General features: G+C 52.7%; 11 protein-coding genes. 6 read left to right on the top strand and 5 right to left on the bottom strand.

The window, feature by feature from the left end:
• The first annotated feature begins 11 nt into the window (after positions 1–11).
• The gene (locus LWL52_RS18345) at positions 12–929 is read left to right on the top strand and encodes a TIGR01777 family oxidoreductase (protein WP_242922968.1); all 918 of its coding nucleotides are present in this window, start codon (positions 12–14) and stop codon (positions 927–929) included.
• Positions 930–1014: 85 nt separating this feature from the next.
• On the opposite strand, the gene LWL52_RS18350 is transcribed toward LWL52_RS18345, so the two are convergent.
• Complete coding sequence (locus LWL52_RS18350) at positions 1015–3345, bottom strand: penicillin-binding protein 1A (RefSeq protein ID WP_242922976.1); 2331 nt, start codon at positions 3343–3345, stop codon at positions 1015–1017.
• A gap of 195 nt (positions 3346–3540) precedes the next feature.
• On the opposite strand from LWL52_RS18350, the gene LWL52_RS18355 reads away from it, so the two are divergent.
• From LWL52_RS18355 to LWL52_RS18370, 4 genes are all read left to right on the top strand, one after another.
• The gene (locus LWL52_RS18355; RefSeq protein ID WP_242922978.1) at positions 3541–4041 is read left to right on the top strand and encodes a hypothetical protein; all 501 of its coding nucleotides are present in this window, start codon (positions 3541–3543) and stop codon (positions 4039–4041) included.
• Positions 4042–4087: 46 nt separating this feature from the next.
• Positions 4088–4906, top strand: a complete 819-nt coding sequence (locus LWL52_RS18360; protein ID WP_242922992.1) for a class I SAM-dependent methyltransferase — start codon at positions 4088–4090, stop codon at positions 4904–4906.
• Positions 4907–5038: 132 nt separating this feature from the next.
• On the top strand, positions 5039–5938 hold the full coding sequence (locus LWL52_RS18365; RefSeq protein ID WP_242922994.1) for a UbiA family prenyltransferase: 900 nt from the start codon (positions 5039–5041) through the stop codon (positions 5936–5938).
• 53 nt (positions 5939–5991) lie between these two features.
• Entirely contained in the window at positions 5992–6465 is a 474-nt protein-coding gene (locus LWL52_RS18370) for a hypothetical protein (RefSeq protein ID WP_242922996.1), read from the top strand.
• 923 nt (positions 6466–7388) lie between these two features.
• On the opposite strand, the gene rho is transcribed toward LWL52_RS18370, so the two are convergent.
• Positions 7389–9227 (bottom strand): transcription termination factor Rho, encoded by a 1839-nt coding sequence (gene rho / locus LWL52_RS18375; RefSeq protein ID WP_242922998.1) that lies wholly within the window; start codon positions 9225–9227, stop codon positions 7389–7391.
• A 281-nt stretch (positions 9228–9508) separates the two neighbouring features.
• Between rho and serS the strand changes: the two genes are divergently transcribed.
• Positions 9509–10783 (top strand): serine--tRNA ligase, encoded by a 1275-nt coding sequence (serS, locus tag LWL52_RS18380; RefSeq protein WP_242923000.1) that lies wholly within the window; start codon positions 9509–9511, stop codon positions 10781–10783.
• 188 nt (positions 10784–10971) lie between these two features.
• Here serS and LWL52_RS18385 read toward each other — a convergent pair whose 3' ends face one another.
• The 3 genes from LWL52_RS18385 to polX form a co-directional block, all read right to left on the bottom strand.
• Positions 10972–11400, bottom strand: a complete 429-nt coding sequence (locus LWL52_RS18385; protein ID WP_242923002.1) for a hypothetical protein — start codon at positions 11398–11400, stop codon at positions 10972–10974.
• Positions 11401–11404: 4 nt separating this feature from the next.
• Positions 11405–12388 carry a glycosyltransferase family 9 protein gene (locus LWL52_RS18390; RefSeq protein ID WP_242923009.1) on the bottom strand — a complete coding sequence of 328 codons (984 nt, stop codon included), beginning with the start codon at positions 12386–12388 and terminating at the stop codon, positions 11405–11407.
• Positions 12389–12508: 120 nt separating this feature from the next.
• Complete coding sequence (polX, locus tag LWL52_RS18395) at positions 12509–14212, bottom strand: DNA polymerase/3'-5' exonuclease PolX (protein ID WP_242923011.1); 1704 nt, start codon at positions 14210–14212, stop codon at positions 12509–12511.
• Positions 14213–14318 lie beyond the last annotated feature (106 nt).

Raw genomic sequence — 14318 nt, forward strand, 5'->3', positions numbered from 1 at the left:
AAGTTTAAATTATGCCAGGTAAGATACTAATTGCAGGCGGAACAGGCCTGATAGGCGTGCGCCTGTCTGAAATGTTGATCGACCTGGGGTACGAAGTGGCGCATCTCAGCAGAGACCCCGAGAAGCTCCCTTCTTACAAAACCTTTAAATGGGATCCTCAGAACGGGTATATCGATGCGAACGCCATTTCCTATGCCGACTATATTGTGAACCTGGCGGGGGCCAATGTAGGCAGTGATAAGTGGACGGACGAACGAAAGAAAAAGATCCTCAGCAGCCGCGTGGACTCGGCCAACCTGATCTACCGCAGCCTGCAGGAAAACGAGCATCATGTAAAAGGCTATATCACGCCCTCGGCTATTGGCATTTACGGCAACTCCGGCGAGCAGCTCATGTCGGAGGAAAGCACCTATGCCAGCGACTTTCTGGCCGAAGTATGTAAAGCCTGGGAAGCCGCTGCCTGGCAGATGAAGGAGCTGAACATCCGCACGGTTATACTTCGACTGGGCCTTGTGCTCAGTAACAAAGGAGGTGCCTTGCCCCAGATCGCGCGGCCGATAAAGCTGGGTGCCGGCGCGCCGCTGGGCTCGGGCAAACAGTACATGTCCTGGATACACATCGACGATGCCTGCCGCATTTTTATCCGGGCTATTGAGGACCCGCAGATGGAGGGCGTTTACAATGCCGTGGCACCACACCCGGTTACCAACAAGGAGTTTACCACAGAGCTGGCAGAGGCCCTGAAACGCCCCTTAGTATTACCCAAAGTACCTGCCTTTGCGCTTAACCTGGTACTGGGCGAAATGAGCGAGGTGGTACTAACGGGCCAGCGCGTCAGTGCCAATAAAATCATGCAAACCGGCTTTACCTTCGAATACAATTACCTAGAAGAAGCGCTGGAGTCTTTTTACGAGAAGAACTTCAACTAATTTTGGTAAGGGAACACTACTCATAAAACAGAAGGCCAGCTATACTTTAGCTGGCCTTCTGTTTTTATAGGAATTATCGTTACAACTACAGGATATTGCCCGTGTTCAGCAGGTTGATGACCGAATCAATGGCGGTGGAATCGACTACCACTTTTTTCGGCAGCACCGTGGTGCAGTTATAGTTCTTGTTGATCTTCACGGTGGGCTTCGGGAACGGCCCTAAAGTATAGCCCAGGTCTTTGTCCTTGTAGATCTTTTCCATGTAGAGGCCAAATACCGGCAGCGCTGTTTTCGATCCTTCGCCCATCTCGGAGGTACGGAAGTGAATGCTTCGGTCTTCGCCACCTATCCACACGCCCGTTACCAGGTCTTTGGTTACACCCATATACCAGCCGTCGGAGTGGTTGGAGGTGGTACCGGTTTTGCCCCCGATCTGGTTGCCCTGCTTCCAGAGGTCGTATTCCCACAGCGCCTGCGAGGTGCCGCCCGGCTCTTCCATACCGCCTTTGAGCATGTGCATCATCAGGAAGGCGGTTTCAGTGTTCAGCACTTTCTTTTGTTTGGGCACGAACTGGTGCAGCAGGTTGCCGTTCCGGTCTTCGATACGGGTAATGAACATGGGCTTGGTATAAAACCCGCGGTTCGGGAACGTGCTGTAGGCCGCCACCATTTCATAGATAGAAACATCGCTTGGGCCCAGGCCGATAGAAGGCACAGACTCCAGGCGGCTGGTGATGCCCAGGCGATGCGCATACTTTACCACCGTTTCCCAACCGATCTTTTCCGTCAACTGCGCCGTTATCGAGTTCACCGATTTGCCCATGCCGCGGCGCAGCGTCATGGGAGCGCCCGTATACTGCCAGTCGGCATTGGTCGGCGACCAGCTTTTCTTCTCCCCTTTCTCCACGTAATTAATGGTAATGCGCTTGTCCACGAGCTTATCGCAGGGCGAGTAACCGTTGTCGATAGCGGCCACATACACAAAGGGCTTAAAGGTAGAGCCCGGCTGGCGGCGGGCCTGTTTCACGTGGTCATACTTAAAGTACTTAAAATTGATACCGCCTACCCACGCTTTAATGTTGCCCGTGAAAGGGTCCATCGTCATCATGCCGCCATGCAAAAAGTGCTTGTAATAGGCCAGCGAGTCCAGCGGCGACATGGTCACCGTTTTCTCCAGCGAGTCATTGTCCCAGGTAAACACCTTCATTTCGCGAGGGGTGTGCAGGGCACGGTTGATGGCAGCCGTGTCGTTGCCATACTGCTTTTTGAGGCGCTGATAATAGCTGGTGCGCTTGATGGTTTCCTCGATAAAGCCCGGTATTTCTTTGTTATTTTCATCCACCCACGGGTTCTTTCCGCGCCAGTGGTTGTTAAAGCGGCGCTGCAAGTTGCGCATGTGTTTTTCCATAGCCTCCTCGGCATACTTCTGCATCCGCGAGTCAATGGTGGTGTAGATCTTCAGGCCGTCGCGGTATAGGTCGTAGCCGTTCTGCTTGCACCATTCGTTCAGGTACTCGGCCACGGCGCCTCTAAAATAGGTTGCCGGCCCCTCGTAATGCGTTTCTACTTTATAGTTCAGCGCCAGCGGTAGCTTGCTCAGCGAGTCAGCTTCGGCCTGCGTGATGTACTTATACTTGGCCATCTGGGCCAGCACGGTGTTGCGGCGGCGGGTCGAGTTCTCAGGGTTATACCTTGGGCTGTAGTAGGTCGGCGCTTTGAGCAGGCCTACCAGCACAGCCGCCTGCTCGGTCTTCAGGCTGTCGGGCGACACATGAAAAAAGGTTTTGGCTGCTACCTTGATGCCGAACGAGTTAGATCCGAAATCCACAGTGTTAAGGTACATGGCCAGGATCTCGTCTTTGGTATACCGCTGTTCCAGCTTGATGGCCGTGAGCCACTCCTTGGTTTTTGCAATGATGATATTGACTACCGGAATGTGGCCCAGCACGCCTTTGGTGTCTTCGGTGCGGGTTTTGTAAAGGTTTTTGGCCAGCTGCTGCGTAATGGTACTTGCCCCGCGCGCATCGCCATGCAAGCTGCCGTATGCCGCCGACAAAAGGGCGGCCGGGTCGATGCCGGAGTGCTCGTAAAAACGAACATCTTCAGTGGCGATCAGGGCATTGATGAGCTTGGGCGACATTTTTTTGAAAGGCACCGGGCTGCGGTTCTCCTCAAAATACTTCCCGATCAGCTGCCCGTCGGCCGTGTACAGTTCCGAGGCCTGGTCGGTCCGGGGGTTTTCGAGTTTATCGAGGCTGGGCGAAGTGCCAAAAAGGAAGAGCAGGTTATACTCTACGCTCAACAGGTAAATGATCACAAAGCCAATGCCCACCAGAATGGTCTTCCAGATAAACCGAATTACACTTCCGTATAGGGATTTCTTGGGTATAGTTACTTTTTCTTGCTCTTGCGGCATGTTGTTCAAACAGAGGGAGCCCTCTTAAAAATTCCCGTTCACACTTGATTCAAAACGATTGCAAATATACCTTTTGTCCATCACTTCTGATTGTTATCCTGCATAAAACTTCGTGAGCGACAGCTCCCGGGTATCCTTCTTTTGCCCGGCGCTGCCTATATTTGCCCCTGCAGGCACGTTATACCTGCGCTCCTTATGCAACCGACAAGACAACAAGCATTTACAAAGCTGGCGGGCCTGCCCCTCACCAAAACCACCCGCAAGGAACTGGTACAGTATTTCCATTTCGGCCATACGCACTATACTACCCCGCAGGGCCTGATATTAGACGTGGGCAAGCTGACGCTGGCTGTTAACTGCCCCTGGCAGCTGCAGCTACCCGACGGCACCAGCATTAAACACAGCGATGTATACATCCGCAAACGCGAAGCCGGCCTGCCTACCCCCGTCTGGGACTGGAAAGAACCCGGAAGCAGCTTTCTGGATCAACGCCTGACCGAGCTCATCAAAACCAGTGCACCCCTGGTGGTGGCGCGCGTGGAGCCACAGGAAAACCAAGGCTTTATACTTTCTTTTGCCGATGGCAGCACCCTGCACGTAGCACCAGATCCTGCCAAACCAGATGCGGAGTATTGGAAACTGTTCAGCAACACCGATGACTTTGCCTTTGGCGCCGGCGCCGAAACACAAGTATAAGCCAGGGCAGGAGCAAGTATAACAACCTTTGCTGCGGCAGGGCAGTATGGGCATGTATACTTTGCTGCTGCCCTTGAACCTACGCCTGCAACTTTTCGAGTTTGAAGACCTGCCCTGGTTTCCGCACGTGATCCGGCAGGGCATGCTCGACTTCCTGCGCTTCATGATCACGAAGCTGAATGTCTATGAAGCAGCTCTGCCGCTACTGGAGAAACTCCTCCTAAAAACCGGCCAGCAGCACATCACCGACCTGTGTTCGGGGGCGGGGGGCGGCATAGCGGGCGTACAACAGGCTTTGAGCCAGCGCATAGGCACTTCCATTCACGTAACCCTCTCCGACCTCTACCCTAACCTGGCGGCGTATTCGTATCTGCAACAACAATCAGGCGGTGCGCTGGATTTTATACCTCAGCCGGTAGATGCCACCGCCGTGCCGGATACGGTAACCGGGGTGCGCACCATCTTTTCCTCTTTTCATCATTTCCCGCCGCACCTGGCCAAAGCCATTCTGCAGGATGCCGCCAGCAAACGCGCGGCCATCGGGGTATTTGAGGGAGCCGACAAAAGCTGGCTGGAGCTGCTGCTGCTATGGTTCGTGTTCCCGCTGATCATCCTGCTGGTCACGCCCTTTATCCGCCCGTTCCGGTGGAGCCGGGTGCTGTTCACTTACCTGCTGCCACTGATCCCGTTCGGTATACTCTGGGATGGCACCGTGTCGCTGCTGCGCATCTATACCCCAGAAATGCTGCAACAAATGGCCGCCCAGGTGCGCACCGAGAATTATACCTGGCAGGCTGGTAAAGCAGGTTCGCGCCCGGGCAAGTATGCCATCTACCTTATCGGCTATCCGGAGGAGGAAATTTGAATGAGCGAATGAGTGAATTATCAATTTTGAATAACTGACTTTTGAATGAGTGAGTGATTGGATGCGCGTGCATAGGTATTTAACAATCATTAACTAACAATCATCTATTAACAATAAAACCACCCACACCCTTTGAAGCTACGCGACACACCGGCTGCCCTCAAGTATAGCAGCGCCCTGACGCTCATGCGCATCCCGTTTTCCATCTACCTGATGCCGGTGTTCTGGTTTGCGCTCAGCACAACGGCCGGATTTGATGCCTGGCGGGCCGTGGCGGTGTTCGGCATCCTGCACCTGCTGGTTTACCCCGCCAGCAATGGCTACAACTCCTATTACGACCGCGACGAAGGCAGCATAGGAGGCCTTAAAAAGCCGCCACAGGTTACGCGGCAGCTGATGCACCTGGTGTTGCTCTTCGATGCGCTGGCTGTGGTGCTGACCCTGCTGCTCTCCCCGCTGTTTGCCACGCTTGTGGCGCTCTACCTGCTCATCTCCAAAGCCTATAGTTACGAAGGGATCCGCCTGAAAAAGTATCCGGTGCTGAGCACGTTTGTCGTTACGTTTTTCCAGGGCGCTTATACGTACGGCATGGTGCAGGTAGGCATCGGACTGCCTGTTGCGCAGGTACTGCAAACGCCCAATGTATGGTTTGCCCTGGTGAGCACCCTGTTCTTATGCGGGTCCTACCCACTCACGCAGATCTACCAGCACGCCGAAGACAGCCGCCGCGGCGACCGCACCCTCAGCTTGCTGCTGGGCATTAAGGGCACCTATCTTTTTGCAGCCGGCAGCCTGGCTACCGGCAGTACTTTGCTGCTCTGGCTCTACGTTGCCACAGGTCAGGTACACAGCATCTTTATCTTTCTGGTTTGCACTGCACCGGTGGTATACTTCTTTTCCGGCTGGATGCTACGGGCCCGGCGCAACCTGCAGGAAGTGAACTATGAGAATACCATGCGCATGAACCGGCTCTCCTCGCTTTGCATCAGTTTGGCCTTTATTATGATCATGTTTTCGCAACTGTACGGGTAGCCCGAAACGTTGCAGGTGGTTTGCGTATACAGGTAAAATCATATCGCCAGCCTATGAAATTCCTGGATGCCATACTTGCCAGCCTTGCCGGCACTGCTGCCATGACCGCTTTTTTATACCTGCTCTCCTACGCCACGCATCGTGTAATGAAAGTAATTAAAATACTGGGCACCATGCTCCTGTTCAGGACGCAGCCGGATGGCAGTTTATCGGATGCGCCGGGCACGAAAGTGGTGGGCACGCTGGCACATTACAGTATCGGCGCTTTCTTCGCTATAGTATACCTGGCGCTCTGGGATTCCGGTGTGGGGCTGATCTCCTTCTCGTGGTCGCTGCTTTTCGGGCTGGCCAACGGCATAGCGGGCATGTTTGCCTGGTACTTTTTCTTTATGGTACACCCCAACCCGCCACTTATCAGGCTTAAAACCTACCTGTTGACTCTCCTTGTTGCACATATTGTTTTCGCCTGCGTCACCTTTTATACTTATTACAACATCGTGTTGCCTGAGTATACTTTCTGGCAGTAAGCGGCGGTTGCATTTAGGCGGGATTAGCATAGCACAGCAGCAAAGTAGCCGCTGCTTTACCTTCCCGCGACGCTACTTCTGAACAGTAATAGCTTTTGTTTTTGGTTTTTGTGCAAGGGAACCGGTTTAACCATCCCTGCCCCTCCTTTTCTAAGGAGGGGAGTCTGGTATTACTGCTTGGGAAGTATAAGAACTGTAGGTTTGGTTTAATTAACTTGCTCCCAAGATCCTTTCAGGATGACAAAAAAGACTGAGGCAAGGAGAGACGGTTCATACTTATACTGGAGTTGAAGTATGAACAGCATCGTTTTGGATAAAGAGGAACATCCCCCTACCCCCTTCAAAGGGGGACTTTCTGCTATGGCTATACTAAGCTATACTTTTATAGCAGCTGCTATCGCGCGGACAGGTCGCGACCTGTCCCTACAGAGAGTTCCAGTTGTAATATCAGTAGCTATCGGATTGATCCCAGTCCTTGGGTTGAGCGCCTGGGGGTAGGGGCCCTCTATTGGTGTGTTGCGGTGCCCGTAAGGGCAGCCCGCAGCGCCAGCGAGGAGCAGCTTCACGCCACAGCGCGATACCCGAGAGAGTTTACCCCGAAGCATTTCGGGGAGCCCCTCGCGGGCTTGGAGCGCTCCAAAGTATAAGATGAAACAAGGCAAGTATAAAACTGAGGAATTCAGAAAGCTACCAAGTATAGCAGCATGTATAAACTGAGAAAGAAAACCTGCTTGGAAGTATAGCCCGAGGATAAAAATGAGCATCAACCCTAAGCTACCAAATATAGCCGGAAGTATAAAACTGAGAAAGAATGACAGCTAATAAGTAAATAACATGGTATGCAAGCTTGCATTTCTTTAAATCAAAACAGCCTGCCGGACATGACGTCCTGCAGGCTGTTTTGATATGTGATGTTGCGAAAGTTACCCGTTCATCGAGATCAGGAACTCTTCGTTGCTCTTGGTGCCTGTCATCTTGTCTTTCAGGAACTCCATGGCTTCGATCGAATTCATGTCGGACATAAACTTGCGCAGGATCCAGATACGGTTCAGCTCGTCGCGGTCCATCAGCAGGTCTTCGCGGCGGGTACCGGAAGCAGGCACGTCGATGGCCGGGTACGTACGGCGGTTGGCCAGTTTGCGGTCCAGCTGCAGTTCCATGTTACCGGTACCTTTAAATTCTTCGAAGATTACCTCGTCCATTTTAGAACCTGTGTCGATCAGGGCAGTGGCGATGATGGTCAGGGAACCACCGTTTTCCACGTTGCGGGCAGCACCGAAGAAACGCTTGGGCTTGTGCAGCGCGTTGGCATCCACACCACCCGACAGGATCTTGCCCGACGACGGAACCACGGTGTTATAGGCACGGGCCAAACGCGTGATCGAGTCGAGCAGGATCACCACATCATGGCCGCACTCTACCATGCGCTTGGCTTTATCGAGCACAATGCTTGATACTTTCACGTGACGTTCGGCTGTTTCGTCGAAGGTAGAGGCGATCACCTCTGCTTTTACGCTGCGGGCCATATCCGTTACTTCTTCCGGGCGTTCGTCGATCAGCAGGATCATCAGGTATACTTCCGGGTGGTTTTCAGAAATGGCGTTGGCAATTTCTTTCAAGAGCACAGTCTTACCTGTTTTCGGCTGCGCCACGATCATGCCGCGCTGGCCTTTACCGATCGGAGCAAACAGATCGAGGATACGCGTGGACAGCATGCTTGGGCGTGTTGTCAGTTTGAGGCGCTCTTCCGGGAAAAGCGGCGTCAGGTGCTGGAACGGAATACGGTCACGGATCTCTTCGGTCGTACGGCCGTTCACCAGGTCTACTTTCAGCAGGGCAAAATACTTCTCGCCTTCTTTTGGCGGACGGATCTGGCCTTTCACGGTATCACCGGTTTTCAGACCAAAAAGCTTTATCTGCGAAGGCGACACATAAATATCATCCGGCGAAGCTAAATAGTTATAGTGCGTGGAACGCAGGAAACCGTAGCCGTCCTGCATGAGCTCCAGTACACCTTCATTTAGGATTATTCCGTCAAATTCTTTAAAGTTGGTACTGCTGGCGTTTGCCTGTTGCGGGTTGTTACGGCGAGGTGCGTTTTCGCCGCGATTCTCGTTTCGGTTGTTTTCGCCCCGGTTGTCGTTGCCCCGATTATCATTCCCACGGTTGTCGTTGCCGCGGTTATTTTCGTTGCGATTGTTCTCGTTGCGGTTATTGTTAAACTCACGCGGCTCACGTTCGGTGGTACGTTCAAAGCGGTTTTCGCGGGTATCCTGGCGTTCGTTGCGGTTTTCTCTGTTGTCAACCCGCTCAGCAGGGCGCTCGTTCCGGTTGTCATTGTTTTGCTCCCGGCCATCGTTGCGATTATCGCGGCGGGGGGCACGCTCCCTGTTTTCCTGCGTCTGGGGGCCATGATCTTTCATCGGAGGCGTTCTTACCAGCGTTTCAGCTACAATTTCGCTGCGCACCGACTGCTCGCGGGGCCTTCTGGCCGGAGCCGGGGCGGGGGCTTCCTGCACACTTACTTCAGCAATAACAGGAGTTGTATTTTCTTGAGCTGCTACAGCCACAGGCGCGGCTGCAACAGGTTCTGATTTGAATTTTTTATCTATTTTGTCGGGAGGGGTAATGGCTTGCTGGTCCAGGATTTTGTAAACCAAGTCTTGTTTGCTCAGCTTTTTGAAGTTCTTAACACCCAGGTCTTCAGCTATTTCCTTAAGTTCTGAAAGAAGTCTATCTTTCAACTCTTCAATATTATACATAAATGATGTTATGGTAGTTAACTTGCCAGGCGCGCAGTGTGCGGGCGTAGCGAGGGTTCGTTTTTTAATCAGGAAAAAGAATAGGTTGCGACAGAGTAACGTGTGAGGCCTAGGAAAAGCGCCTTCTCCAATTGTAATGCAATGTTATTGCAATGCCCTTTAATTAACAAATAATACCGAGTATTTAGGAAGAAAAGTTTCAGTTTTTATGTAAAACTTTCCATAACTGCCGCATACTACACAAAAAACTCTATTTTTGTACCTCTATCTAACACCAGTGTATGCTACAGCTATCCGTTTTAAGAGAGCAAACCGACCAGGTAGTGGCCGGATTGACCAAAAAAAACTACAAAAATGCAGCCGCCGAAGTGGCTGCTCTGCTGCAGCTCGACCAGCAGCGCCGACAGGTACAAAACGAGCACGATGACCTTCAGAACAAAGCCAATACGATCTCGAAAGAAATTGGCGTACTGATGAAGAACGGGGAGAGAGAAAAAGCCGAGGCTTACAAGTCGCAGACATCGGAACTGAAGCAGCAAACCAAAGCCCTGGCGGACCAACTTTCCGGCATTGAGGAGGAAATACAGAAGGCGCTATACAAACTGCCCAACCTGCCGCACGAAAGTGTGCCCGTAGGCAGAACAGCCGAAGACAATGAAATAGTTCTGCAACACGGTGAAATTCCGCAGCTGCACGCCGGGGCCCTGCCGCACTGGGAACTGATCCAGAAGTATGATATCATTGACTTTGAGCTAGGCAATAAAATTACCGGCGCCGGGTTTCCGGTGTACAAAAAACAAGGTGCCCGTTTGCAGCGTGCCCTCATCAACTTTTTCCTGGATGAGGCCATCAAAGCGGGTTACATGGAAGTGCAACCCCCGATCCTGGTGAACGAGGCGTCGGGCTACGGCACGGGCCAGCTGCCCGACAAAGACGGGCAGATGTACCACGCTACCGAAGACAATCTATACCTGATCCCAACGGCCGAGGTGCCCATTACCAACATTTACCGCGATGTGATCGTGCCTGTGGAGCAGCTGCCTATCCGCAATGCCGGCCATACGCCTTGCTTCCGACGGGAAGCAGGCTCGTGGGGTGCTGATGTACGCGGATTGAACCGTTTGCACCAGTTTGATAAGGTAGAAATTGTACAGATTACGCTGCCCGAGAAATCGTATGAAACGCTGGAGCAGATGAGCAGCTACATCCAGGGCTTGCTGCAAAAGCTGGAGTTGCCCTACCGCGTGCTGCGCCTGTGCGGCGGCGACATGAGCTTTACCTCGGCCCTTACTTACGACATGGAAGTATACTCTACCGCGCAGGGCCGCTGGCTGGAAGTAAGCTCTGCCTCTAACTTTGAGACCTACCAGGCCAACCGCCTGAAACTGCGCTATAAAACCGAGTCGGGCAAAACACAGCTGCTGCATACCTTGAATGGCAGTGCGCTGGCGCTACCACGCATTGTCGCCGCCATCCTGGAAAATAACCAGACGCCCGATGGCATTACCATGCCAAAAGTACTGCATCCATACCTCGGGTTTGAGAAGATTGGTTAATTTGAGGATTAGGGGATCTGAAGATTTTAGGATTGGATAACAAAACAGCCGCTGAAGTATAACTCAGCGGCTGTTTTGTTTTTATGATGAGATGGCCACTCAGGAGACGGGATAATTTACGTTCTGCTTGTTACAAATCGGTATAGTATAATTTAAGCATCTTCTGCATCTTCAAATCTCCAGATCCTCTACCCAAACTGCTCCATGTACTGCTGGTAGTGATTCTTGAGTTTATACTTCTTCAGGATGTCTCTGGCTGTTGTTATACTTTGCTCGGTTAGGGGATGCGTTTGTAGTAGCTGAAGCAGTTGTTCCGGCTCGTTCGCTGCGCCGGCTATTGGAGCATAAGCCTGCAGAAATTCCGGCGCCAGGAGAAGCTTATTTTTCCGGATATGCACAACGCTACCGGCTACCAGTTTCTCCAGAGCCTCCTCTACTTCGGGCAGCGTAAACACCGTTCCATCCACCGCATCAGCCATCAGCAGCACATCCTGCAACGTTGCACCGCTTTCGTCGGCAGTTGCCAGTAGCAACGCCTCCAGCAGCCGGGCATCCGTTTCGTGCCAGGTTAAGTTATACTTGGGCATACTTACATTTTCTCCTTTCCAAATTTCCACATCTTCAAATCATCAGATCATCAAACGAAATATCGCGCATACATTTAAAATGGCCTTTGGGGCACTTGCTGTAGCCGATCTTGGAGCAGGGGCGGCAGCTGAGATTTGTCACTTCCAGAGTTTTATACTTTGTCCGGAAGGGGTACATGCCAAACTCCGGGATGGTATTGCCCCAGACGCTGATGATCTCTTTCTGAAAGGCCGCTGCAATATGCATCAGGCCGGTGTCGTGGCTCACGACCTGCGTGGCCTGCCGCACCAGCGAGGCGGAACCGTTCAGGTTATACTTGCCGCAGGCGTTGTAAATGGTTGTGCGTTGTGCGTCGTTCGTTGTTCGGGATTCGAAATAAGCAACTATCTCCTCGCCTGTGGCGGCATCTTCTTTGCCTCCTAAAAGTATAACAGGTTGGTTCAGGCGTTCGCACAGTTCGATGATGCGCTCGGTGGGCAGGCGCTTGGTATAATGCTGCGCCCCGATAGCAAAAGCCACATAGCCCTTCTGAAAACCCTCCGGCAAGGTATGAATAGCTACTTCATCCGGGGCAGGTATAAAATAGTCCAATCCTTTGCCGTCGTCCTGTATGCCTAAAGCGGAAGCGGCAGCCAGGTAGCGTTGCACAATATGCACTTCGGGCAGGCGGTTTATTTTAAAATTTACCATGAGCCACTTCTCATAGTTAAGCTTGTTAAAGCTTTTGTTCGGCTTGCCCAAGCGTGTTTTGATGATGCGGGTGCGCAGGTTGTTATGCAGGTCCACCACGTAATCAAAGTTCTCGGCTTTCAGCGTCTGCACCAGCTCGCTCAGATTATCACCCAGCACATGCACTTTGTCCACGTACGGGTTGTTGCTTACAATGGCCTGGAAAGCTTTTTTGGTACAGTAATGCACCTCCGCCCCCGGCACCTGCTGTTTAATGCAGCGGATAACGGGCGTGGTCAGCACAATGTCGCCGATAGAGGAAAAACGGAGGATGAGGATCTTTGGCATTTTATACTTTAATCGCTGACGCTATTTTTGCTGGCTTATACTAGCGCAAGCGTCCGCTTGTGCTACTACCATTGCTAAAGTATAAAGTAGATCTGGCGCAAGAGGATGCCTGCGCCAGATCTACTTTATCTTCTCCTTCCGCTCCCTGAAATACGTCTCCACCTCTTCCACCGACCTGGTATTAAAGGTCATTTCTTTGGTCAGTCCGCCTTTGCGGCCTACCAGTACGCCATACTTCATGTCGTGGTAGCCGCTGGTGTGGTGGGCATCGGGGTTTATACTTAGCATCACGCCTTTTTCCAGCGCATACTGCACCCAGCGCCAGTCCAGGTCCAGGCGCCAAGGGTTTGAATTTATTTCGATGATCACGTTATGGGCGGCGCAGGCATCGATCACCAGTTTGTGGTTGATCGGATACCCTTCGCGGCGCAGCAGCAAACGGCCGGTTGGGTGGCCCAGCATGGTGGTGTACGGATTTTCGATAGCCCGCAGCAGGCGCTCGGTGGCTTTCTGCTCGTCCATGTTGAGGTTACTGTGGATGGAGGCCACGATAAAATCAAAGGTAGCCAGGATATCGTCCGCATAGTCCAGCGAACCATCGCCCAGAATATCGGATTCGATGCCTTTGAAGATCTTGAACGGAGACATTTTCTGGTTCAGGTCATCAATCTCTTTTTGCTGGCGCAGCACGTCGCCTTCGCGTAGGCCGCCGGCATAGGCAGCCGTTTTGCTATGGTCCGATATGCCCAGGTACGTATATCCCATCTCGCGGCAGGCCATGGCCATCTGCTCCAGGGTATGCGCGCCATCGGAATAAGTGCTGTGGTTGTGCAAAATGCCTTTCAGATCGGAGAGCTCCAGGAGCTGCGGCAGCTTGTTATCCATAGCCAGTTGCAGCTCGCCCGCGCCCTCGCGCAGCTCGGGCACCACGTAGGCCATGCCTGCTGCGGCATAAATAGCTTCTTCCGAGGCATGGGCTTCTTCCTTCACCACAGTCAGCAGGCTTTTGCCGGCAGCAAAAATATGCGTCAGGTGCGCCTCCGAGGACGACCGCAGGAATGTTTCGTTGGCAAAGCCCGCAGGAGTAGTCAGGTATATTTCGGTTGGCAGGTCGCTGACCGTATGCAGGCCGCGCCATACCAGGGGGCCGGAGGCTTTTTCGTCCTGCGCCAATATTTCGAGCTGGTTTAGCTTTTCTTCTGCTGCTGCAAAGGCATCAGTGGCTACCACAAACTGCAAAGTCTCCACAATTTCGAGGCAGCGGCGCACGTGGCCGGCCACCGTTACCTGCGCGTCGGGCAAGGCTTCCTGCAGACGCTGCAGCAGCTCGGTGGCGGCAGACTCGGCCTCGGCATACAACAGCTTGCCACGGCTTTGCTGCGTAAAGAGCAGGGCCTGTTTTATGTTTTCCTGGGTTTTAGCGCCAAAGCCTTTTACCTTGCTCAGCTTGTCCTGCTCGCAGGCGTCCAGCAGCTCCTCCACTGTTTCGGTGCCCAGCTCCTTCCAGATCACGCGCACTTTTTTAGGGCCGATCCCCTTAATGCCCAGCATCTCTACCACACCCGGCGGGGTGGCGGCAAACAGCTGGTCGAGCTCGGCAAAAGAGCCGGTCTGGTTGATGTCGATAATCTTGGACGCAATGCCCTTGCCCACGCCGGCTATACTTTCCAGGGCTGCCTGGCTTTTGCCTTCCAGGGGTTCTTCTACCAGCTCCAGCGCCGCTACGGCATTGGTATAAGAGCGCACCTTGAACGGGTTCTCGTCGTGCAGCTCCATGAGCTCGGCGGTTAGCTTAAACAGCCTGATGATTTTCTTATTTTCCAAGGTTTTATCACGTATGTTACAAAGGTAAAAAATCCGGGCAAACCATGCCGCTCGTGGCATTTATATTCACTCACTTCTATATAAACGCAGAAATTTGTACCTTCGC

This window comes from Pontibacter liquoris (assembly GCF_022758235.1).
Lineage (GTDB): Bacteria > Bacteroidota > Bacteroidia > Cytophagales > Hymenobacteraceae > Pontibacter > Pontibacter liquoris.